The sequence below is a fragment of the Providencia sp. PROV272 genome, assembly GCF_049901975.1.
GTDB classification, from domain to species: domain Bacteria; phylum Pseudomonadota; class Gammaproteobacteria; order Enterobacterales; family Enterobacteriaceae; genus Providencia; species Providencia stuartii.
Genome location: NZ_CP096291.1, coordinates 816,958 through 840,653 on the forward strand (window position 1 = coordinate 816,958; position 23,696 = coordinate 840,653).

A 23,696-nucleotide genomic window follows, 5' to 3' on the forward strand; every position below is an offset into this window, starting at 1 on the left:
ATCATTTTTAACAATTTATACTGATTGTAAAACTCATTTATATTGATATAGAAGGGAATAGGTAATACAGAATATATTTCAAAGTATATTTTATTAATCTTAATGACTATATAAGCAAATTTAAAAAACTTTAAAATAATTATTTAGAAAATAAATATATATTAATGCAACCATTAATGATAATAATTTATAATCTTTAATTATAGGAAAGGCACCATAAATACATTGTATTAATATTTATAACATAGACTTGGCGACTATATTAATCACCTATTCTTTTGTTAAAAAGAAAACAACAAATAACAAAAAATAAATATATGAATTAAAGAAAAATCATTCTTTAAATGATATACCTTGATCTGCATCACAGTATAATTCGGATATTTAATTACATATAACTTATAGTTGTTATATATACCTTAACAATTAATGAATGCAAAAATAGAAAATAATAACCGATTTTGACCACATATAAAACTTATTACACATATAATGATGCTTTCACATTTCTCATGTTTTAGTTTTAATCTTTTCAGCGCTCAAAGATAATCTCTCTATTGGCTTCTATCACGTGGTTTGCATATTTTCATCAAATGGATAGTCAATCTCTTTATCATTATATATCACATTTAATGTGGTTATAACGAGCTCTTATTGAACATTCATATCCTTGGTTTTTATGCACAGTAATGTGCAGCTAAACAGCTTTTATTCCTAGTCATTTTGCTAAAAAAAAGATTACTAAAATTATAAAAGCCACCAACCTATAACATTATTTTATATCCGTGATGACATAAATATAAATAAATGAAATATTTTCACTTAATATTTCAGCAAGATTTTTTACCAAAAAGGAATTAAAAATGAAAAATTATAAAGTCGCAGTCAGCTATGATATGTCTGACTCTATTTCAACTCATCGTAAATATGTTAATATTCTACATACTGACTTCTCTTATATTGCCGCAATTATTATTTCACTTGATAATATTCAAGATGGAAGGCTCGATTTTATTGAACAAAATAGCTTTGGACAGCCTGTATTCGCTATTATTAATAAAGATAAAGTTATTCCGACTAATATTATTAATCGATTAACAGGTGTAATTGATTTAAATAAAAAGAATACAGACCGGATTCAGCCGGCTGTTCCCAGACTGACCGATAATATCTGACCATAAAGCCGTTTCTAGGCTGCATCCACTTCCCGCTGAAACGCCAGCTCTTTTTCTGCCCAGGCAAATTCCTGCTGTACCCACTTTTCAGCCAGCCGACAGCGCTCCTCATCTGACCGGGCCTCAATGCCCAGTGTCGTCAGAGGATCCAGGCCGAGAGACTGAATACCGCGCCACCCTTTCATCAGCGCTTCAAAACGGGCATACTCCTCCGCACTCAGTCCCCATTCCTGCGCCTCATACTGCAATGACTGAGTCTGACTCTTAGCCGATTTCCCCGCCTCAATCTGCCAATCTGCCCCCCGGAAACAGACTGTGTGGCTGTCAGCGGCGCTGTCATCAGACACCCGCTCAGTAAAACCACAAATCTTATGTTTTTCATCACGGCATCTCTTTTATGGTAGGCGCAACGTCACCGTACGCCCCTGATAACGTCCGCCCACCGGCAGTAACTGTACCAGCCCCAGCTGATGGATAAAGGTCCGGAAGTACCGGCTGGGCATGACCGGTGTTGACCAGAATCGCGGTATCTATCAGCCACCGGTTCAGCAGGCCGGGAGGGTTTATCTGCACAGCCCCCCAACAGCAGTGAGGTCAGGGCAAGACATATCGGGAGAATTTTCATACGCATTTTCTGTCCTGTGTTAATAAAATAAAGTCACAGGCACACTGTGCGCAGAAAAGCAAGTGCTCTCAATGAGAAATTAGTTTTCCGAAAAAAAAAAGAAAACGGCGGGCATAAAAAATGCCGGCAGTCATGCCGGCATTTGAGAGTAAAAACAGAAAAGATTAATGTTTTAATGACTCAATCTTTTCCCGGGTCAGTCCGGTACATTGCATAATAATGTTCAGATCAACCCCCTGTTGTAATAATGAGCGGGCGACTTTTTCAACACCCAGGCCAATACCTTTTTCGATACCTTTTTCGATACCTTTTTCGATACCTTTTTCGATACCTTTTTCGATACCTTTTTGCTCAAGTTGTTCTGCAATCGTTGTCAGCATCGTTTTATACTCCGGTGACAGTGCAATCAATTGGCTGAAAAAGCGGGATTCATCCAGAATATACCCCTGATAGGCAATATATTCTATCACACTCCTCACCTGGTCAACCGTATTGTGTTGCGAGTTAATTATCTGCGCGATTATCGGCAATACCGCCATTAAACCGTCGCGGGTCCGAATATGTTTCTGAACCAGCTCCAGCAGGGCAATACCCTTGTGTGTCAGGATTTCCTCATCACTGAGCACACTCAAATCCACTAACGGAAACGACCGGGTATACAGCTGCTGAGCCAGCGCCGGATCGGCGAACCCGTCCAGCCAGTTCATGCTGTACGGATAAGGACAAACACTGCCCTGATAAAACAGAAACGGCACCACCAACGGCAGGGTCTTATCCGCCGGCGATTTTTTCAGATGATGCGCTATCGCTGACATCGCATAATGCATCAGACGAAAACCCATTAACCGATCCGGTTTTGACTGGTGCTCGATCAGGCAGTAGATATACCCTTCCCCTTCCGTCATCTGCACGGAATACAGCACATCCGAATGCAGCTGACGTAAACGGCGCTCCACAAAACTGGCCGGCTCCAGGCGCAGTGTACTTAAATCGCACAAAGGCAGGATGTTGGCCGGCAAATGCACCGAGAAAAAATCCCGGGCATTCTCAGGATGCGTTAAAAACTGCTTGAATAACGCATCATGTACCGGTTGTTGTGTATTTTTAGTCACAGCAAACTCCTTATTAATGACTAAAAAGAATCAGCCACATACTCTCTGGATACCGGCTGTTCAGTCTCTGGTGGTGTTGACTGGTGTTTCTCGGCTTTATATACCACTTCTTTACCGATTTTAATCCAGTCAATATTCAGCAGCCTGGCTTTCAGGCTGACCCGCTGTTCTCCGGCATGCTCACCTTTTGTCAGGGTGAAAATATCGGAAGCCAGGTTACTTAATGTAAACCCGGTTAGGACTTTTTTGTCCTCATCCACCGCTTTGATACACCGTCTGACCAGTGAGACCGTATTCTCCCCGACAACGGTCGTATCAAAACGAACATACACAGGGTTATCAGCCGGTCCACTGAGTGCATTAATCACTGCGGTTAAAAACTGCCCTTTAGGGCCGTTAACCTGACGGATATTCGATAAATACCCAATCCCGTTCACATGCAGATTAAAGTATTTATTTTCAGATGTTGTATTATTTTTGCTGGTCATGATGTTTCTCCATCGGATAAAAAAGGTAAAAAAATGAGAAACATCGTCTCGGCAGGAACGTGTTTCCCACCGGGGTCAGTAACAGGAACGCTCCCGAACTGACGACTTGCGTTGTATAAGATGATCCTGATGATAACGCTATTCTGTTATCACCCTCCGTCAATTTCAAGGACGAACGGAGTTCTGTCATCGCCCGTAGGCTCCCGTCTCAGATGACCCGAGGATTGGCAGTGGCAATCACCCGTAGGCGTTCCTCTCAGATTGCCGGAACATTGGCATCGTTGTCACCCGTAGGCGCTTCTCTCAGACAACTGAAGCATTGGCAATGTTGCATTAAGCAACGGTATAAGCAGAATAAGGATTAATCTGCTTTTTTTATTTGTCAAGTAAAAAAGCAGTTCAGAGAGAAAAGGATAAACACAGAAGAATAAAATGGATAACAGAAACAAACTGAAAGTCTGGTTACAGCAACATCATCTGACACAAAAAGACCTGGCTCAACTCATTCAGCAGACAACAGGCAGGCCCTGTTCTGTCAGGGCGGTAAAATCCTGGTTATGCCCACCGGAAAAAAACAGCGCCCGGCCCTGCCCGGACTGGGTGATTCAGGTACTCAGTCACATGGATGAATAACTTTTTTGTCAAATAAAAAAGGCGTTACGGTTAATAACGCCTGACAGTGCCGCCCACTCTGTGATGTTAAAAAGAACCTCAGGAGTTCAACCAGCTCCGGCGCGGTTTTCATGAGGTTGATGCGCCTTAAAGTCTGTCCTGCTGACAGACAGACTTTCTCATTGTCGCCACCGCAGTTGTTCCGCTACGGCTTTGCCGCAATGACGGGGGGCTTTTCCCTAGCGTCAGCTATGCTAACGGTAATTATCACTCAGGTAAAGAGTCCTGTTATGCTCTTCTTCACGGCCTTCTTTCTTTTATTCATCCCCCGGGTAACCCCCTGCATTTTTTCCGGTAATGGTACACTCCCTTTACAATCCGGATAACGCTGACAACTCCAGAAACGGCCTTTACTGCTCTCCCGTAAGACCATCTTTCCATGACACGACGGGCAGGATGGCATCGGTGGCAGATCCAGCGCCAGCGGCATTTCCCCGCCTTTTTTAATGAGATGTGCCAACCAGCTGATTTGCTTTTGCATAAACACATCCAGAGACAGATTTCCCTGTGCAACCTGCTCGAGTGATTGTTCCCATAACGCCGTCATTCCCGGATCTGTACAGGCTGCCGGCAGGGCATCAATCAGCTGACAACCGGTGTCTGTCGCCCGGAGTGTTTTTTTCTGCCTGACAATCAATTTCCTGTTTTCCAGCGTGGTGATGATCCCTGCCCGGGTTGCCTCTGTCCCCAGCCCCGCATTCTCTTTCAGGACTTTTTTTAATGTCGGATCGGTAATAAAGGAGGACGCATTCTTCATGGCCGCAATCAATGTACCATCCGTATACGGTTTCGGTGGTGAGGTCGCCAGTTGTACAACCTTTGCCTCCTGTACCACACAGAATTCACCTTCGTGAAGGGACGGCAATGTTTCTGTTCCGGCTTCCAGCCCGGTTTCTGCCTCTTCTTTTACTGGCGGATCGTCTTCATGTTTCACAAATAATACAGACCAGCCCTTCACTCTTTCGACTTTCCCTTTGGCAACAAATTGTTGTCCGCCTATATCTAAAAACACCTCTGTTGCATCCCATTCCTGATCCGGCAAAAACTGCGCCAGATAATGGGCACGGATAAGTTTATAGACATTCAGTTCAGCCTCATTCATGGCGTTCAAATCAGGTGTCTGCCGGGTCGGTATAATCGCATGGTGAGCCGTAATTTTTGCATCATTCCAGACCCGGGAAATTCGCGCCGGCTGCAATTGTGCCAGCACATTCTGTAAGGCCGGATCGCTTTGTGATAATGCATCTAAAACAACCGGTATGTCGGCACGCATGGACACCGGCAGATACCCGCAGTCCGTCCGGGGATACGTGGTGGCCTTATGTTTTTCATACAGACTTTGTGCGATTTCAAGCACTTTATCCGCAGAATACCCCCAACGCCTTGAGGCCGCCTGCTGAAGTGTCCCGAGATCAAACGGCAACGGCGGCAAGGCTTTTCCTTTCGTTTCATTCACTGTACACACCGTCGCTTTCCCTGCCTGCCGGCACAGTTGCTCTACGGCCTGAGCGGCCTGAACGTGAATACAACGATGTTCATCATCACAATACTGCGAGGCAGGTCGCCAGTGAGCCTGAAAAATGATCCCCTGATGCTGCAACGAGGCGGTCACCCGCCAGAAGGGTTTGGAAACAAAGTGCGTAATTTCTCTTTCCCGCCGGACAATCAGGGCCAGTGTCGGCGTCTGGACACGTCCGACCGACAATATCCCACCAAACCCCAGTTCCCGGGCTTTGAGGGTAAACAGACGCGTCATGTTCATACCGATAAGCCAGTCTGCTCTGGCCCGCCCTAATCCCGCTGAATATAAAGAGGCCGTTTTCTCGCCGGGTAACAGGTTATTTAATGCCTGCCTGATACTCGCCTCATCCAGTGCAGACAACCATAAACGTTGTACCTTTTTCCGGTAATGACAGGCCTCCAGTAATTCACGGGCAATCACTTCCCCTTCCCTGTCCGCATCCGTGGCAATCACCACTTCCGTCGCCTGACTGAGCAACTGTTTTATGGTCTGAAACAACGAAACCGCGTCTTTTTTAACCACCATTTTCCACTGTTCAGGAATAACGGGTAAGGCACTCTGCCGCCAGGGGGCCGCAAACTGTGCGCCATAAGCCTCCGGTTCAGCCTGCTCCAGCAGATGACCTCTTGCCCAGGCGACCTGAACGCCATTTCCCTGAAAAAAATTATCCCGCCGCTGATGAGCGCCGATCACCCGGGCAATATCTTTGGCCTGAGACGGCTTTTCGCACAGAAATAATTTCATTACCCTGTTCTACCTCCTTTTTCCGGCTGCAACGTCATTCGCGGTTTTAAATATTTCCTGAACAAACTCCGGAGTCAGGGTATCACTGTACGAAGCGCTGTAAGTGATATACATGTGTGTTCCCGAACCATTTTTTTCCAGTTCGATGACGATATGTGCCGGCGGGTTACGTTTTCCCATATCCGCCCCCATTTTATAATAACTTCCCGGCGTCACTTCCCATTCCCAGCCCCGGCTTTCTTCTGCAATAGCCGTGGCGGCCCATTGATCACTTTCTTTACCTGACTGACACAGAGCACGGATTTTGGCATTCACATCCTCAAAACCATAATAACGGCGCAGACGGGCTGCGGCTGTATCAATATCAACAGGGATAACCACGTCATACTCCCGTTGTTCCCGTTTCTGCATACCACCATTCATGGTATGACTGACCTGATGCCCCAGGTCACTGATTTTCTGATTCCATTCTGCGATTTCCTGTGCAGAGCATCCGGTCAAAAGCCATAAAGAAAAGCATAAGGTAAGCAATCCGCTTTTTTTCATTGCAGCTCCTTATTATTAAATAATTAACCCAATATAAATAACATTCGTTATTTTTTTAAAGACGGTAAAAATGACGCACGTTTTCTTCCTGAAATGATATCCGGATCAATTTCACCTAAATAACGGGAAGCCTGTTGATAAGTTTCACTGTTTAAATCAAGGTTATGACGGGTGAGCTCATATTTCCGGTAGTTTACGGCCATCCCTGTCACATGACGAACCTGATAGCCCGCTAATTTAAGGACCTTGTCACGTTGCTGACGGGAAATAAAACCATAATGCTCTCCCTGCAATACACGCAAAGCAAGTTGATCAACCCCGACGAGTAACCAGACACATTTATAACCAACAGGAGATTTACTGAATATCGCCAGGTCAACAGGAGATGTTGATGAGATATCCGAAATAACCGCAACCGCAGGTAACTGAACTAATTGTTGTTCAACCTCTGAAAGTAATTTCTGAATAGTCCGAGTCCCTTGCTCCAGTGCCTGCTCAAGCTGATACAGCCACATTTCTGCATATAAGTATCCCTTCTTTGCATCATCAGTAATATGACCCGCCCGGGAAATAAACATCGGAAGACTGGGGATCATCCATTTACGCTTTTTTTCGTCACCGTCATTCTGAGAGTTGGGTACAACCCGCCCTTCCCATAGCCGGATTGCATAACTGGTATGGAGTTTCAGTGTTAATGTTGACTTTAAAGGGCCAGCCTGAAGTAACTGTTGAGAATGTTTATTTTGTTCCATAACAATACCCTTGCTTTGAGAAATTGACATACCGTACAAATGTCAACCCCCTATGCCAACGATAAATTCAAATTGAAAAAAATAATTTATTATAAAAACGTAGCGTTACTCGTCATCCTACTGAAATGCAGGTTAACCTTTGAGCATTGTTTCCACCGGAAACATCAGTAAATAGTTAAGGGTCTTCCTCTGTTGTAAGGGGAGTAGTACAGTACCTAATTGATTTATAAACACCATACAATGCATTTATGGTGTCTTATTTTAAATAAGAGGAAATTCTTCATGAGTGTGCCACAAACAAAAGCTGAGCTGCTTTTAGCTATTGATAAAAGTTTTAGTAAATTAATTAGTTACCTCAACGCAATCCCGCCAGAAATGACTTCAGATAACTCAATGGATGGACACGCCAAAGGAACGAAGATAAGTGTTCATGACCTTGTTTCATATCTGCTTGGATGGAATGCTCTTGTTGTAAAGTGGATCACTTTTGATGCTAAAGGTCTGCCTGTCGATTTTCCGGAAACTGGCTATAAATGGAATCAACTTAGTCTTCTTGCTCAAAAATTTTACTCAGATTACAGTGAGTTAAGTTATGAATTGTTAGTAGCTGAACTTCAGGCTGTAAAAAATGAAGTTGTGAAACTTATTGATGAGCGTACCGATGATATTTTGTATGGAAGACTATGGTACACAAAATGGACGATGGGGAGAATGATCTCATTTAACACATCTTCGCCTTACGCCAACGCTAATGGAAGATTAAGAAAGTGGGCAAAAAACAATAAGATCAGTTTAAAGTAAATATCAGAGTGAAATTATATGTACGAAAATATCTCTATGCCCATATCGTTAACCAGACTGCTCCATAGCTTGTTAAATTCTTTACTCTCGATGATGCAGATTTCGTTACGGAAAGCGAAATATCGCGTTCCGGACCTTCCTACCCGGATAAGAAAAACCCAATTTTTAAACACTGTTTCCAGTGGAAACACCGGTTAAGTTTTGAGCACTGTTTCCAGTGGAAACACCGGTTAAGTTTTGAGCACTGTTTCCAGTGGAAACACGGGTGATTTATTGAATACGCCTTCATTGCTCATTGGATATCCCTATGAGCGTACGGCGAAAACGCTGAAGGTACTGACGTGCAATATCAGGGGCACCCATCCCCCCCTGAGACGCCTTACTTCTCTCCGTTCTCTCCGGTTTGGTTTGCGTGTGCTGTGATACATCCGGAGTACCTGACATTTTCTGTAAAGACGCACTTTTCATCCCCGTTTCTGCTGGGGAAACGGAGTGATATCGCCCTTCACGGGCTGCCTTTAATAGCTGCAAGGCATACCCCACCGGATTACGTACACTTCCTGTCCTCACCCCCTGTGTCAGTTGCTGCACAATCGATATTGCGGCTTCTTCCGGCAACGCCTGTAACTGTTTTTCCAGCATCTGCCGATCATTCTCATCAATCCACTGATGCAGCCCCTGCACCTGAGTACCCGATAAATATTGCTCTCCCTGATCTACGTACGTATTTTTTACACTCTGTGTAAAAGTATTACGTACGTAACAGTTCGATTTTCGTACCCCTGAATCAGACTGGGTTTGTGTACTCAGTTCGATTTTCGTACCCGGTTTTTTTTCATCATTTTTTTCCCTGAGTTCGATTTTCAAATCCGGTGTTTTACACTGGGCTCGATTTTTTTTATGTTTACCCGGATGAAGTTGTGCCGTCTGCCCATTGAGTATCCGGCGTTGCCTGTCTGCCAGCGCTTCCGGTGTCTGAAGACTTTCAAGCCGCTGCTCAATGAGTTGCATTCTGGTATGCTGATGTCGCATTGACGGCTCGGTTTTCAGGGCAGTCAGCGCAGCGCGGGCCACGCACCGCACACTCTTATTTTTGTGATAACAACTTTTTTCCAGTACATCCATCCAGCGTGGATCTAATGTCTCTGCATCAAATGCATTCACCGGCTCATCATGTAACATATAGATATTTCCTCTGATACGCCCCCGTTTATCCCTGACCCGATGGCATAAACTGAGCCAGCCCGTCAGCCTCAGCATTAACAGTGCCCTGCTGACCGTTTCCCGCGAGGCTTTATCGCTGTGGGGTGTGGCTAACTGGAGTTGTAAGTCATCATAGGTCGGAAATACGGCCCCCTCATTTTGCTGAGCATGAAGGCGGATCATCATCCAGGTCAGTTTATCAACCGGGGAAAGTCGGGATTCCAGCAATAATTGCCGGGGGATTGCATCATGAACATTGCCGGCGTAAATCAATCCACTGCGCAGTGCCGTGCCGGGCTGGCTGTGTTGCCGGTGATGCAGTTGCTGCCGCATTTTTTCTAATGAAAACTGAATAATACTGTCCGGAGGAAATTGCATCTTATGCCCCACACAAAAATAATTTCATGCCTGAATACACTTATAGCTGCCTCCTCCGGTGAAAATACCGCACCGTAAAGAGGCAGTCTCAATATACTGAGGATCATGATGTTGAATATTCTGCCCTTACCGGCTAATCATCTTGTTATAACGTTCATGGCTCATCAGCTTCCAGCTTTGCCCCTGGTCCATACTGAGCAGACGCCAGAATGCACCAATATCAATTTTCAATACCGGGTAAACACCGCCCTTTTTTCCACCGCATTTCACTTTTTTACAAAGTCGTTCTCCCGAAAAATAACGTAGCAATAACCCGTTTGCCTTCCGCTGAATATGCTCCGGAACAGGCGTGACACATTCCGGAAATATCCGGGCGGATTGATGATGACTGATATTCCTGTTATCCGGCATGATATTTCCCCCTGTCAGCTGAATTCAGTATGCCGTCCCGGTGCCATTCCTGAACCGAATTCCATACCGTGGTCAGAGAGACATTCATTTTTTCGGCACAGGACACCATGATCTGAAGACAATCCGGATCATCCGGCTCCGGCATGCCCTCCTCTTTCCAGCGATACCATAATTCCGTTTGCTGCACATCTGACAGCCGCTGTGAACGGCCAGCATTTCCCCGGATCCCGGACAAACGCCGACGGGCTGACACCTCCAGTGACGTCATGCCAAAATACTGATTCAGCAAATCGATGGATGCCCCCAGTCTCAGACAGCGTTCAATCATCTGATTTTGACGGTGAACTTCTTTTGCCCGGGTCAGTAATAACCGTAAATTCTCCCGGTGGATCTGGCAGGTAATAATGGAGACCGGACTTTGAGAAAGATAATGCAGATCTTCAATGGTTAAACTGTTCAGTAACCGGATCTCATTGTCCGTCAGTCCCAGCGCCTCACAACGCCGCAGATTTCCGCTTTTTATTTCCATCACCAGTTCTGTCAGCAGATGATTCCCTGCCTGTGCTAATTGAGTCGCCATTACAGCCTCCTGTATTATTGAAAGCCTGCCAGAGTGTAAGTATCCACTGTAACACGTAATTCCGGTGCCATAACTCACGGGCTTTATTTGAAAGCAATACTTCTGCCCCTGCTTTTTGTCTCATGGTGCGCATATATTTTCGCCACGCCCGGCGCCGGCTCTGATAATACCGGGACCATATAAATCCCAGTAATTCCGCAGACAATTCAGCCTGCCGGCCTTTACCGGTAAAACACACCTCAATATAAGGTTCTCCGGCGGTCCCGGTTTTCCGCAGTGCATAACGGCAACGGCAAATTTCCGCACTGAACAACACCAACCGCCACCAGTCCGCATCCTGATTTTCCGGTGGACGGACAGAAAACCGGAAAACCTTATCATGCTCATATTTCCGGCTCCCGGCCCGGAATAACCGGCAGATATCCATCAGGCGCTGTATCACTTCCTGCTCATAACCGGTCTTTGCCCGCCCCCGGTTCAGGGGCAGATAACACGCCAGCGCCTCCGGCGATAAGGCGGTGCTTTTATTCCCATTCCTCTTCATCATTCACATCCGGATCAACATCTCTTTGTTTGGCATACAAACAACGCAACAAGTACATCAGTTTCATCCATGTCATAAACTGGGTATCATTCAATACCGGCGACATACCGGGCTGATATCCCCCCGTCAGCAGGGCTCTGAGGGCATCCGGAATATCATCATGGGACTCATCAGGTTCTGAGAAAACCGTCATCACACGCCCCAGCACCGAATGTGCTGACAACGTAATAAATCCCGGAGAATGCACCCCGGAAGCCGCCATAAAGGCGGAAGATAAATCCAGCTCATTCCCTAATTCAAACAAAGTACGGTAAATTTGCGTCTGAAGATGTTCAATATCATCCAGATGTGATGCCACCGGCCAGAGATCCTGACACGTCAGTGCCGTCACCGCATGACCGGAGACGGGCGCCTCCACCGGTGTGACATGCTCCGGGTTATTCGTGACAAACAGACTTCCGCCATCGACAGGCTCAATATCCGCCTCGTCGGTATCCCCGCTCAGCACAGGTGCCCCGCCGTATAAATCCGTCTGGATCTCCACAACCGGACGGGATTTTTTCTTTTCAACGACAGGAGATACTGAAGCCTCCTGACCTGAACCAGAAGATAGGGGCTCCGTTAACAAATCCTCTGCCGAAAAACCGGAGGTCATACCGGTAGGTACGGTTTCTGAATGCGCGGTTGTTGTATCACCCTCACTCTCCACCGGCGCAGGCAATTCCGGCTTTGTGCTGCGTCTGCCTTTATTGACCTTCAATTCAAATACCCAACGTTCATAATCCACACCGGCAACAGAACACTCCCTCAGTAGCCGGCCAATCAGTTCATCCAGAAACACGTCATAATCAAAAACATCATGGTTATCTATTTCTGTGCATGTCCTTTCAAAACATCCCAGAAAATCACAGGCTGGATCCGGCCCGTCATACTGAAAAAGAAACGAATCCGCTACCCGTTTTAATGTCGAACGCACGGACAATAATTGCTCAATTTGGGGTCTTCCCAGCCCGTTTTCCAGTAAACGGGGCATATAAGGTAATAAAACAGAAACAGTATCTTCCATCTTACTGATGTGTGAAATGCTGACAGGTAATCCGTCCGCCGTCATGCGCTGAGCGAATGCCCGGAGTGATAATTTTTTCCCCAGCGTTTCCTCATACAGAGAACGCGCCACACAAATCCCTTGTGCTTTTTCCAGAAACGTTAACTCCCCTCTGACTTCATTCTCCGCCAGATGGCCAATCAAACACTGCAAACGCCCCGGCCAGGGTTTAAATAACACATGAAGGCGGAAGAAACGCTCATCCTGTGTCTCCTGCCACAACTCAGAGAGGATCTGATAGCGCGTATTTCCGCCGTCACTGAAGATATAAAACTCACTCCCCGGTGCTTTGGTGACTTTAGGGACACTGTCCAGTCCGCGTGCCCGAATGGAACTCTTGATTTCCTCATAACGCGGGTTTCTGCCCTGACGTGGGTTATCCGGATTTGGCTGAAGTTGCTCAAGTGTTAATATCATCGGCATTTCAGACACCGGATTGACGTGGGCATTATCGGATAACGGGGAACTGACAGGATTTCCTCTGAGAAGCGCCTGACTGAGTTTATGCTGTAAATCTGTTTTCATTCTTCGCCTCTCCCTTAAAAATAATATCCCTGAGGAAAATCACTGAACCGGGTATACATCCCGTTAAACTGCACTTTCACCGTCCCCAGCGGTCCCTGTCGTTGCTTACCGATGATAATTTCTGCCACACCTTTGTCCGGTGAGTGTTCGTGATACACCTCATCGCGGTACAAAAATAAAATCAAATCCGCATCCTGTTCCAGCGAGCCGGAATCCCGTAAATCCCCGTTTGTCGGGCGCTTATCTGCACGTTGCTCCAGTTGCCGGTTTAGCTGGGAAAGGGCCACCACCGGACACCCGAGTTCTTTCGCCAGTGCTTTCAGACTACGGGAAATTTCACTGATTTCCTGCGTCCGGTTTTCCTGTTCAGGACTGCGCATCAGTTGAAGGTAATCCACAATAATCAGTCCCGGCGTACCCACTTTACGGCGGTAACGCCGTGCCCGGGCACGTAACAGGGAAGGTGTCATATTACTGGTATCATCAATCACCAGACGCTCCCCCCATTCGGCAATCTGTGACATGGCACCACCAAGACACTCCCAGTCATTTTCTTCCAGAGGCGCACTGCGGATAGCCGTCAGTGAGACATTGCCCAAATCACTGAGTAAGCGCTGCATGATTTGTTCCGCCGGCATTTCCAGACTGAAAAAAAAGACCGGTTTTTCTGCCAGACGCAGGGCATTCTGTGCAACGGTCAGCGCCAGTGCCGTTTTCCCCATCGATGGCCGTGCGCCCAGTAACACCAAATCGCCTGCCTGCAAACCACAGGTTTTTTCATCCAGCTCACTGAACCCCGTTGGCGTACCGGTTATCCCTTTTGCACTTAATGCCTCCTCCAGATGCTGAACAACATTATTTAAAATATCGAGCAACGACGGGGAATAAGCGGGCAGCCCTTTTTCTGACAGCTGAAACAGCCGCTGTTCAGCCTGCTCACATAACGCCGGTATATTTGCCTGAGCCGCCACACTCTGGGTGGCCAGCAGATTCCCGAGCATCATCAGACCACGGGCACGGCTGCGATCCACGACAATCTCCGCATAGCGGACAATATTGGCCGCACTGGGGGTGTTTTTGGATAATTCCGCCAGATAAGCAAAGCCCCCCACCCGCTCAAGCACGCCGTCTTTTTCCAGTACATCACTGAGGGTGATTAAATCTATCGGGCTGTTTATCTGACACAGGGCGGCCATTTTCTTCCAGATTTCCTGATGCGCTCTGGAACAAAAATCCTCCGCCTGTAATAACGGCGCCACTTCATCCCAGCGGTCATTATCCAGCATCAGCCCGCCCAGCACGCTCTGCTCCGCCTCCGGTGAGTACAGAGTTTCAGGTAATACAGCAGAAGAAGACTTTTTATGCATTGAAAAGCCCTCCGTTAATCCGAAATGCCCTGTTCCCACCGTGTAAATAAATTATTTTTTTTGGAATATGAATTGTTGGTGTCGGACGAACAGTCGTCAGAGATAAGCTCCCTGTGACTGCCCGACTATTTTCGGACCGGTAAGTTTGGCGACCCCGGTCTGAACGTACAGGCAGCCTATTTTTATCCATAACACACCTAAAGGAACATTTATGAATACAAACTATCAACTGCCGTCCGACATTGATTACATTGGCATTTTTGACAACAACACCGATACGGGCGAAGCCCGTTTTGACTTGTATGTCAAAACCTTCCGGAGTATGACCATGAAAATGACTGAAGAAAGCAATTCCCGCCAGAGTCTGTTCCGCCTGCAATGGCTGGGTGACTGGCTGGCTGAAATGTATGGCTGGAAAATGCTGAATCCCGATATCACTCCCCTGAATGCTATTCACAGCTATCTTATTCTTCGCGATAACCTGCCGGCAGCTCAGGTGGCAGGCATGACAACAGAACAGATACATCTGGCGCTGACTGAAGAGTGGGGCACATTCAAAGCTCGTAGAGGGGCAAAAGACTTTTTGCGCAGAGTCGAAAAACGCCCGGACTCTCTTGACGATCCTTTCCGGGAAATACATTAATTCTGATCGGGCTGGCAGTATCTGCTGCCAGTCCACGGTTAGACTGAACGGGAAAAAACAGGAGAATACCTTGATATTCATGGACGCACCTCCCGTTTCAGCACATCATCAAAACGGGTTTTCCATTCCGGAAACAGCTCTGAAACAAGATGATGCATAATGACTGCGGCTGCCGGTGTTTTACGCTGAGTCCGGTATTCCAGACGATGCACCGGTTGTCCCTGTGCATGACCATTTTTAAATATTTCCAGTTTGGGAACAGCGGTTTTCAGTAACGAAAGAGAAATCGACTCCGCAAAGGGGTACGCTTTTTGGTCAATAATCTGAGTTAATTCAGTCAGTGTTGCACGATCTAACACCGTATCTTCAACACAATTAGCAAGAATACGTATTGCCGGCAGGGGAATTCCGTAAGCCGTCAGCGGCACCAGCCCGCCGATTAATCCCAGTGTTCCCCGTAAAAATTCACGCGTATCCGGCAAAATAGGTTTGATTATCCCGACAGCATAATCGGTGGCAGCTAACAAAATGGTTTCCAGCATCACCGAAGCCGCGCCTTTTGAATCAATGATAATAACATCGTAAGAAGCGAATAACGGATGTTGCAGAATATTACGCAGACGCATTCTGCCGTCAGGTGCATGCAATATAGCCGCAGGGAGACGATCATGCGGATCGTTAGAAATGATGATATCCAGATTAGGGATAACGGAGCGTGATATGATGGTATCCGGCCGGGAAAGATCGGTCAGTTGCATTAACAACTCAAACAAGCCGTTTGGTGCTTCATATTCAAGTTTAAACAGACTGCTGGCTGTCGGCTGGGAATGATCGCCGTCGATCAACAGGGTTTTTAACCCTGCATCAGCACAAAAACCCGCAATATTGCTGGCTTTGGTTGACTTTCCGGCTCCGCCTTTTGTTGATATAATTGGAACAATTCTGGTCATTTTCTCACTCAGCATACTCTGGGTGAGAAGTCAAAAAAAATAATTACATTAGTGAATTACATCAAGCTTTTTAACTAGGGGATTGAAAATCCCCGTGTCCTTGGTTCGATTCCGAGTCCGGGCACCACCTTGTTATCAACAGACGTCAACCGACGTCTGTTTTGGTTTGTAAAGCCCGCTAAAATCAACACTCTCCCAAAGTTTCAACTCCACTGAATTCTACTCGATTCTACCCACATCAACCCCATTGCGTGGGTACAATTGCGGGTATACACTAGTTCGATAGAATTTTGTACCCACTTTATCTTTCAGGAAGCTCACTATGGCACTGACTGACGCTAAAATTCGGGCGGCTAAACCCGATGTGAAATCCTATAAATTAACCGATGGTGCAGGTCTGCACTTATTGGTTCACACTAATGGTTCTAAGTACTGGCGATTACGCTATCGCTACTTAGGTAAAGAGAAAACCTTAGCATTGGGTTTATACCCTGATGTCTCTTTATCAGAGGCGCGTTTAAAACGTGATGAAGCAAGAAAATTGATTGCTGACGGTATTGACCCGTGCGAACAAAAACGTGTGGCTAAAGCAGCTTCTGATGCTAATCTCTCTTTTGAAACCATCGCAAGACAATGGCATGCCAGCAATAAAAAATGGTCTGAATCACACAGTGAAAAGGTTTTAAAGAGTTTGGAGTCGCATGTCTTTCCTTATATTGGATTACGGGATATCACTACCCTCAAAACCCCTGACCTGCTTATTCCTATCCGTGCAGCAGAAAGTAAAGAGATTTATGAGATCGCTGCGCGTTTACAGCAACGTATCTCTGCTGTCATGCGTTATGCGGTGCAATCCGGTATTATTGGCTATAACCCTGCTATTGATACCGCAGGGGCTGTAACGACGGTACAACGCCAACACCGTCCAGCTCTTAATCTTGACCGTCTACCTGAACTCATTGCCCGTATCGATGCTTATAAAGGGCAGCCCGTCACTCGCCTAGCCGTGATGTTAAATTTATTAGTGTTTATTAGGTCAAGCGAACTTCGCTATGCGCGTTGGTCTGAAATTGACTTCGATAAAGCCTTATGGACGATTCCTGCTCAGCGAAAGCCTATACCCGGCGTTAAATTCTCACACAGAGGCGCTAAAATGCGCACTCCGCATTTAGTTCCCCTTAGCCACCAAGCCATCACTATACTGAAAGAAATTTGGGCATGGACGGGTGAACATGAATTGATCCTAACGGGCGCTCATAATCCCTTTAAACCCATGAGTGAAAATACAGTCAATAAAGCCTTACGTGTGATGGGCTATGATACGAAGACTGAAATTTGTGGGCACGGTTTTAGAACGATGGCGTGTAGTTCATTAGTTGAATCAGGTTTATGGTCGAAGGATGCAGTAGAAAGGCAAATGAGCCACCAAGAACGTAACTCAGTGAGGGCTGCTTATATTCATAAGGCAGAACATATAGATCAACGCCGATTAATGGTGCAATGGTGGGCGGATTATTTGGATGCTAATCGGGAACAAACGATTTCGCCATTCGACTTTGCAAAGTTGAATAATCCAATGAATCACTAAAACTTTAGCCATGTCATATAGGAGATCCATTTTCAATACGAGGAGTCGAATACTACTGTAGTATGCCGACTATATCGATTCATTGAGAAATGGGGGAAATATTCTTCATGGGAATTTTCATCGTCAAAACGCATGATAACTAACCACGATTTATCGTAATACATCTCATTCAATAAAAAAGCTTTATCACTGAAAGCCTCTGTCCTCACGGACAGGGGCTTTTTTGCTTTTAAATCAACCTAAAAGGAAATTATCATGGAAAATTACATTCGTTGCCCGGCCTGCGATTCAACTCGCATTCGTGAACGTCATATCGGGAAAAAGACAGGAGCTGTTGCTGGTGGCGTATCAGGCGCACTAGCTGGAGCGTCTATCGGCTCTGCTGTTCCTGTTGTCGGGACGATTGCTGGTGCTGCGGTAGGCGCTCTATTTGGACGTTTAGTCGCTGGAGCTACTGCTGGGGCTGTGAGTGGTTCAGCTTTAGATGGTGTGGTATTTGATCGTTATGAATGTATCGAGTGTGAATACACGTTTGATTGATAACCATAAGTTAACGGAAACCCCTGATGGGGTTTCATCTCTTAGGAATCTATGAGTCTGAACTGCCCCTAGTTTATTGGACAGGGGCTTTTTTTCGTTTTAACCCACACAAAAATAAATCATGGTAAAAAACATAACATGTTATCGGGATTGTAAGGCAACTCATTATCCTGCTCTAAACCGTCATTAATCATTTTTAAAGCGAGTTGCCTGTTTTTCAGCTGATTGGCTTTTTATATCAATATCATCTTCTAAAGGGAAATAGCTCCCTTTATCAAAATATCGCCATTAATTAAATCACAATACATCAATAATAGGACACGAATATGCGTATAACTGCGACGGCTTCCCCATGCCTAAAATCGGGGATGATTTCTGTTTTTATTACGAACTTAGGAAAATATAACGAAGGTGAACTGGTTGGTGAGTGGCTTGAGCTTCCAGCAACCTCAAAAGATATCGAACACTGTTTAGTGCGGATTGGCATTGATGGCATTCACTATGAAGAGTATTTTTTGACCGACTATGAATCCTCCATTGATGGCCTTTCTTCTTACATTTCAGAATATAGCCTTTTAGATGAGTTGAACGAGTTAGCCTCGCGATTAGCCATGTTATCGCCAGATGAAATTAACCTTTACCAGGCGGCAATTGAAATCGGTTCTTCAACGAGTTCAATCCATGATTTAATTCATTTAGCGGATAATTTAGATTCTTTCCAGCAATTAGCGGGGGTCTATAATGAATATGATTTAGGTTATTACTGGATAGAAGAAAGTGGTTGTTATGATTTAGCCCAACTGGGTCATTTATCCCACTACTTTGATTATGAACGCTATGGACGTGATGTTTGCCTTGAACAAGGCGGAATTTTTCACAGTGGAGGATATGTTTATCATACGGGTGGGTAGATAGGACAACAACATGAGAGTCAATCCGCTTTGATCCCATTGGGCGGGAAATAAAGAATGTCGTGGTACCCCAATGATATCCATAAGCTAGAACGTTAATCAAACTAAACTCTATTTTAAGCCATCTTTACGGATATCCGTAAAGATGGCTATTTGTGATATTATTTAAACTATTCCAATACAATTGTATTTTGCATTAGGACTATTCTCTAAGGGTATTCCTCCCATAGACATTCCCTATATTTAATGATATTATGAACCGTATTTGAGTAATATGATCAGCTTATTGGTTCTCCTCTAACAGATCCTCAAAACAATAAGCAATGCTTATCAATTGAGCAATTTTGAAAAACGGTAATATTTTCAATTGATAAGCACTCAAGCAAAATTCAATGGTGCTCTGGGACCCGATAACCCAGTGCGGTAGCTATACGTGTATGAATATTACCTTCTTAGATTCAATCAAATTGAGATGTTATATCGGTGTTTCCCGGTCGAGTATTCAATGAGTTGATAATGGGGTAAACTGAGCTTTTCTGTTGAGGTTTAGTATGGCTACCATTTCAGTAAAATACCGATTCTGTGGGTTAACCGACCCTGTTAAAAAACATGGCACCGGCAATGGAGGTCATCCCCGTTATCGCTGTCAGGCCTGTTGCCGCACTTTTCAACTCGATTATACCTACAACGCTTGTCAGCCCGGCATCAAAGAGCAAGTGGTTGAGCTTGCCATGAATAATGCGGGTATTCGTGACACCGCTAGGGCATTACATATCAGTATCAATGCCGTCGTCCGCACTTTAAAAAACTCTCGTCACGGAATGTAACAACACTGCCCCTAGATAACCTACAAATTCAGCTCATTTGTGAGGTCGATGAGATGTGGTCATTTATCGGTAACAAAAAACGTCAGCGTTGGTTGTGGTATGCATGGGAGCCTCGCTTAAAGCGGATTATCGCTCATGTATTTGGTTCCCGAAGCAAGAAAACACTGGGGAAATTGTTAAAACTGCTGTCTGGGTTCCGTATCGCTTTTTGGTGTACGGATGGTTACAGGGCGTACAAAGAGACACTCCCTAGCGAAAAACCTATTTTAGGAAAGCTATATACACAGCGAATTGAGCGTGAAAATCTGACGTTGCGTAACCGATTGAAACGACTTAATCGCAAGACGTTAGGGTATTCAAAATCATCCGGCATGCATGACAAGATCATTGGGACTTTCATTGAGCGAGAGTATTACGTTTGAAATGCCATCAACCCTTTGGATACGTGACCTGTTTCCCCAAAACCTTACTAGTAAATAAGAAATAATCCAAATATACAAAGAATCATCGGTAATAGTGATTGGTTAATAGGTCGGTAGCTCGATATTTAGATCCTAGCCAATCCAATATAGAAAACTAACTTATGTTTTTGCTTATCTTGTTTTTCCCCAATCTATTTGAATCCTAAGCGTGGATGATGAATAGTTTGAAATATAACTAAAAATAATATAGACGAAATTTTAAGTATTTATGTTGTAATGTTATTTTTAGCCCTAATGCAGCAATTCATTCCGATAACTTTGATTAGAAATATTAATTCATTTACAACCAATAAGTATATCACCAGAATTCAATCATATAGTGTGGCTTGACAACCCATTGAGGTAATTATGTTTTTTAGAGATAGTATAATAACAGAAATTTAACCTATGATTCTTTTAAAAAAAACTGGCATTAAAACACTAATAATAGCCAATCTTATAAATGCTTTTGTAGGCTTTATAATTATAATACAAATCACTAATAAATTAGGTGTTTCAGGTTTTGGATTATTTAGCATTTACCAAGGTGCATTATTAATAGCATGTTCCATTTTTAATTTTAAGCTTTGGGAACCACTAATTATAAGCTTAAATAAACGATATGATGTTCGAAAAATAAAAACATCCTTTATTGTTGAAATATTAATATCGTCATTAGGTATTTTAGTATCATTAATATTTTCTTATTTAATTATAACATTTTTAGATATAGCTAATGTTGATTATTTTATATTAACAATAAACTTGTTCAATATTTTATTTATGTCATTTAATACTTTTAATGCCATAATAAGATACCATTCTTATTATAACGTAACTTTGTTGGCAAATTTGTCATCTGGAGTCATTAAAATAATAGGAATAATGATATGTTCTCCAACCCTTTTAGATATTAGTATTATTTATCTATTATCTGAGTTTTTCAGGTATGTTGTAAACTTTTTCTCGTTGAGAATGGGTAATAGTGTTCTTCATGTAAAAGCAAGTAGAATTTATGCAATATTTTTAATATTAAAGTCATATAAATTAAATATTACCTCTATTTTAGATATTCCTGTCAATTATCTAGACCGATTTGTTATTGGTTACTTCTTGGGTATGGAATTAACAGGCTTATTCACTATTTGCCGACGAATATCAAGTGTCATAGTTCTAGTCATAACCTCATTTTATCAACATTATTATAGTAAAATAATAATACTAGCCAAGATTAACATATTGAACACATTAAAATTTATATCAAAAATAGTTATAAAAATAAATATAATTATTGTATTAGTTGCATTTTTATTAGCTTTTTTTGTAAAAAAAATAGAACTATTTATAACACTGCCTACCCTAATAACGAGTAATGCAAATTTTCTACTTATTATGATTTCTGTTATTGTATCATGTTATAGTTTTATTTTTTATAATCCCTTATATTTATATCTCAATGGGTATAAAAATGTTATTAAGTATACTTTTTTTTCTAATCTTATTTATCTGATATTTTTACTCATACTTATTCAATTTATATCATTGTATGGCGTGGTAATTTCATTATATATCCAAGCTCTTTGTTTGTTTTTTTTAAAAAAAAATCATATAAGGAAATGCAGTAATGCAAAGAATAAAAATACTCATATATAATACACTTTTTTCTAGGCTGCGGAGTAAAAACACACCTAAAGACAAAATAGTAAGAATACGTTATTGGCTATTAAAAAATAGTTTTATGTCTATAGGTAATAACTGCAATATACAGCAAGGAGTAAAGTTTAGAACTCCGAAAATCTAAAAATAGGAAATAATTCTGGATTTGGAATTAATAATTACATATATAGTGATGCTATAATAGATATAGGTAACAATGTAATGATCGGCCCTGAAGTTATGATATTTACAGCTAATCATAATTATTCCACATCTGATTATATGAATGAGTCTGGGTATAATTATCTGCCAGTCATAATCGAAGATAATGTATGGATAGGAGCTAGAGTGATCATTCTACCAGGTGTAAAAATAGAAACTGGCGCTATAGTTGCTGCGGGTAGCATAGTACCAAAAGGAATCTTAGCCGCTAATTGTATTTATGCTGGTAACCCAGCAAAACTAATAAAGAATAAATATGAATAGAAAAGCACTTATAGTAACTGATATTCAAAATGCAATGATAGCAGGAGGAGTTAAGTTACATACTCGTCAATTAATCACATTCCTTCAAAAAAATTCATTTGATGTTGAGTTATTCATAGAAAGTATACATCAAGATAAGTCATATTTTTCTGATCTAGTACCAGAAGATAAAATAATAATAACTAACCATAGAGGAAAATATTTTAGAAATAATATTATAGGTGTTTTTTATGACAAATACCTTACTAGAAAAATTAAAAGAAAGAATTTTAGTATAGTCATAATCAATACCGGTGATATATCTAAATACTGGGGATTTTCTATGAAAAATAGCAAAAATATACATATATTACATTCTTTATTTACAAAAAAAATATCTATAAAAAATATGTTTTTTGTAAATAATATTAAAAATAAAAAAATAATCACCGTTTCAAATTATGCAAAAAAATTACTAATGAAAAATACTAGTATAATTTCCAGTAATATTAATGTAGTGTACAACCATACTATGCACTCGTCTTGTCACAAGACTAATTTTAAAAAAAATAATGAAATCATTATTCTGTCTGTTGGCCAGCGTGTAAAATACAAAGGTATATATGATTGGCTAGAAGTATCAAAAAAAATTATAGCGCTAAGAAATAATGTTAAATTTATTTGGCTTGGAGATGGGCCTATTCAACTAGATTTAAGCGAAAGTGAACAAAAAAAAATTCATCTTGCTGGGTATAAGAAGGATTTATCAGAATATTATTCAACATCTGATATATATTACCATCCATCTCATATTGAAAATCATTCTTTAAGTATATTAGAAGCAATGTCTTTCAAACTTCCAATTGTAGCTTGTGATACCGGGGGAAACTCTGAATCAATTAATAATAATATATCAGGTTTAATTGTTCAAAAATCTAATATTGATGAACATGTGACAACACTCCTTAAATTAATTGATAATAAAATATTGAGAGACAGTTTAGCCGATAATGCTTACCATACCTATATAAAAAAATTCTCCCTTCCATCATGGGAGAAAAACATGATAAAGACTCTTGAATTATGAAAATAATATCTTATTTTT

General features: G+C 42.8%; 22 protein-coding genes. 10 read left to right on the forward strand and 12 right to left on the reverse strand.

Annotated features, from left to right (window positions below; translation table 11 throughout):
* Window positions 1–471 precede the first annotated feature (471 nt).
* Entirely contained in the window at window positions 472–549 is a 78-nt protein-coding gene (gene speFL / locus M1E93_RS03590) for a leader peptide SpeFL (RefSeq protein ID WP_223310125.1), read from the forward strand.
* A gap of 314 nt (window positions 550–863) precedes the next feature.
* Window positions 864–1,175, forward strand: a complete 312-nt coding sequence (locus tag M1E93_RS03595; protein ID WP_004239731.1) for an Orn/Lys/Arg decarboxylase N-terminal domain-containing protein — start codon at window positions 864–866, stop codon at window positions 1,173–1,175.
* Window positions 1,176–1,189: 14 nt separating this feature from the next.
* On the opposite strand, the gene M1E93_RS03600 is transcribed toward M1E93_RS03595, so the two are convergent.
* From M1E93_RS03600 to M1E93_RS03625, 6 genes are all read right to left on the reverse strand, one after another.
* Entirely contained in the window at window positions 1,190–1,423 is a 234-nt protein-coding gene (locus tag M1E93_RS03600) for a hypothetical protein (RefSeq protein WP_225373904.1), read from the reverse strand.
* Window positions 1,424–1,964: 541 nt separating this feature from the next.
* Window positions 1,965–2,912 (reverse strand): Rpn family recombination-promoting nuclease/putative transposase, encoded by a 948-nt coding sequence (locus tag M1E93_RS03605; protein WP_004239733.1) that lies wholly within the window; start codon window positions 2,910–2,912, stop codon window positions 1,965–1,967.
* Between the two features lie 20 nt (window positions 2,913–2,932).
* Complete coding sequence (locus tag M1E93_RS03610; protein WP_000202155.1) at window positions 2,933–3,400, reverse strand: STY4534 family ICE replication protein; 468 nt, start codon at window positions 3,398–3,400, stop codon at window positions 2,933–2,935.
* Between the two features lie 883 nt (window positions 3,401–4,283).
* Window positions 4,284–6,338, reverse strand: coding sequence for a DNA topoisomerase III (locus M1E93_RS03615; protein ID WP_004239734.1), 2,055 nt, complete (start codon window positions 6,336–6,338; stop codon window positions 4,284–4,286).
* Window positions 6,339–6,347: 9 nt separating this feature from the next.
* Complete coding sequence (locus M1E93_RS03620; protein WP_004239735.1) at window positions 6,348–6,884, reverse strand: hypothetical protein; 537 nt, start codon at window positions 6,882–6,884, stop codon at window positions 6,348–6,350.
* A 47-nt stretch (window positions 6,885–6,931) separates the two neighbouring features.
* Window positions 6,932–7,636 (reverse strand): PFL_4669 family integrating conjugative element protein, encoded by a 705-nt coding sequence (locus M1E93_RS03625; RefSeq protein ID WP_000437242.1) that lies wholly within the window; start codon window positions 7,634–7,636, stop codon window positions 6,932–6,934.
* Window positions 7,637–7,918: 282 nt separating this feature from the next.
* Between M1E93_RS03625 and M1E93_RS03630 the strand changes: the two genes are divergently transcribed.
* Window positions 7,919–8,437 carry a ClbS/DfsB family four-helix bundle protein gene (locus M1E93_RS03630; RefSeq protein ID WP_000115888.1) on the forward strand — a complete coding sequence of 173 codons (519 nt, stop codon included), beginning with the start codon at window positions 7,919–7,921 and terminating at the stop codon, window positions 8,435–8,437.
* Window positions 8,438–8,722: 285 nt separating this feature from the next.
* Here the strand turns inward: M1E93_RS03630 and M1E93_RS03635 are convergent, their stop codons facing one another.
* The 5 genes from M1E93_RS03635 to dnaB-PI form a co-directional block, all read right to left on the reverse strand.
* Window positions 8,723–10,018, reverse strand: a complete 1,296-nt coding sequence (locus M1E93_RS03635) for an STY4528 family pathogenicity island replication protein (RefSeq protein ID WP_004239736.1) — start codon at window positions 10,016–10,018, stop codon at window positions 8,723–8,725.
* Between the two features lie 126 nt (window positions 10,019–10,144).
* Window positions 10,145–10,429 carry a hypothetical protein gene (locus M1E93_RS03640; RefSeq protein ID WP_004239737.1) on the reverse strand — a complete coding sequence of 95 codons (285 nt, stop codon included), beginning with the start codon at window positions 10,427–10,429 and terminating at the stop codon, window positions 10,145–10,147.
* Window positions 10,419–11,009, reverse strand: coding sequence for a DUF2857 domain-containing protein (locus tag M1E93_RS03645; protein ID WP_000235333.1), 591 nt, complete (start codon window positions 11,007–11,009; stop codon window positions 10,419–10,421). Before M1E93_RS03645 ends, M1E93_RS03640 begins: the two co-directional genes overlap by 11 nt.
* Before the next feature lie 524 nt (window positions 11,010–11,533).
* A complete protein-coding gene (locus M1E93_RS03650) occupies window positions 11,534–13,183 on the reverse strand; it encodes a ParB family protein (RefSeq protein ID WP_000845359.1) in 1,650 nt (549 codons plus the stop codon).
* A 14-nt stretch (window positions 13,184–13,197) separates the two neighbouring features.
* The gene (gene dnaB-PI, locus M1E93_RS03655) at window positions 13,198–14,550 is read right to left on the reverse strand and encodes an SPI-7-type island replicative DNA helicase (RefSeq protein WP_426207104.1); all 1,353 of its coding nucleotides are present in this window, start codon (window positions 14,548–14,550) and stop codon (window positions 13,198–13,200) included.
* Between the two features lie 211 nt (window positions 14,551–14,761).
* On the opposite strand from dnaB-PI, the gene M1E93_RS03660 reads away from it, so the two are divergent.
* Window positions 14,762–15,193, forward strand: coding sequence for a hypothetical protein (locus M1E93_RS03660; RefSeq protein WP_001095747.1), 432 nt, complete (start codon window positions 14,762–14,764; stop codon window positions 15,191–15,193).
* 77 nt (window positions 15,194–15,270) lie between these two features.
* Here M1E93_RS03660 and M1E93_RS03665 read toward each other — a convergent pair whose 3' ends face one another.
* A complete protein-coding gene (locus tag M1E93_RS03665; protein WP_000196965.1) occupies window positions 15,271–16,143 on the reverse strand; it encodes a ParA family protein in 873 nt (290 codons plus the stop codon).
* Window positions 16,144–16,465: 322 nt separating this feature from the next.
* Here M1E93_RS03665 and M1E93_RS03670 point away from each other — a divergent pair, with 322 nt between their 5' ends.
* The 6 genes from M1E93_RS03670 to M1E93_RS03695 all read left to right on the forward strand — a co-directional run bounded on the left by M1E93_RS03670 (window position 16,466) and on the right by M1E93_RS03695 (window position 23,678).
* Window positions 16,466–17,731 (forward strand): tyrosine-type recombinase/integrase, encoded by a 1,266-nt coding sequence (locus tag M1E93_RS03670; protein WP_426207105.1) that lies wholly within the window; start codon window positions 16,466–16,468, stop codon window positions 17,729–17,731.
* A gap of 255 nt (window positions 17,732–17,986) precedes the next feature.
* The gene (locus M1E93_RS03675; RefSeq protein WP_008913927.1) at window positions 17,987–18,271 is read left to right on the forward strand and encodes a hypothetical protein; all 285 of its coding nucleotides are present in this window, start codon (window positions 17,987–17,989) and stop codon (window positions 18,269–18,271) included.
* A gap of 326 nt (window positions 18,272–18,597) precedes the next feature.
* The gene (locus M1E93_RS03680; protein WP_426207106.1) at window positions 18,598–19,182 is read left to right on the forward strand and encodes an antirestriction protein ArdA; all 585 of its coding nucleotides are present in this window, start codon (window positions 18,598–18,600) and stop codon (window positions 19,180–19,182) included.
* A 551-nt stretch (window positions 19,183–19,733) separates the two neighbouring features.
* Window positions 19,734–20,431, forward strand: a protein-coding gene (locus tag M1E93_RS03685; RefSeq protein ID WP_426207107.1) for an IS1 family transposase whose coding sequence is annotated in 2 segments (ribosomal slippage) — window positions 19,734–19,983 and window positions 19,983–20,431 — 699 coding nt in all. Because the reading frame shifts where the segments join, the coding sequence is not laid out codon by codon here.
* Window positions 20,432–22,348: 1,917 nt separating this feature from the next.
* Window positions 22,349–22,612: an acyltransferase gene (locus M1E93_RS03690; protein WP_426207108.1), complete on the forward strand. Its 264-nt coding sequence runs from the start codon at window positions 22,349–22,351 to the stop codon at window positions 22,610–22,612.
* Window positions 22,605–23,678: a glycosyltransferase family 4 protein gene (locus tag M1E93_RS03695; protein ID WP_426207109.1), complete on the forward strand. Its 1,074-nt coding sequence runs from the start codon at window positions 22,605–22,607 to the stop codon at window positions 23,676–23,678. Before M1E93_RS03690 ends, M1E93_RS03695 begins: the two co-directional genes overlap by 8 nt.
* Window positions 23,679–23,696: the final 18 nt, after the last annotated feature.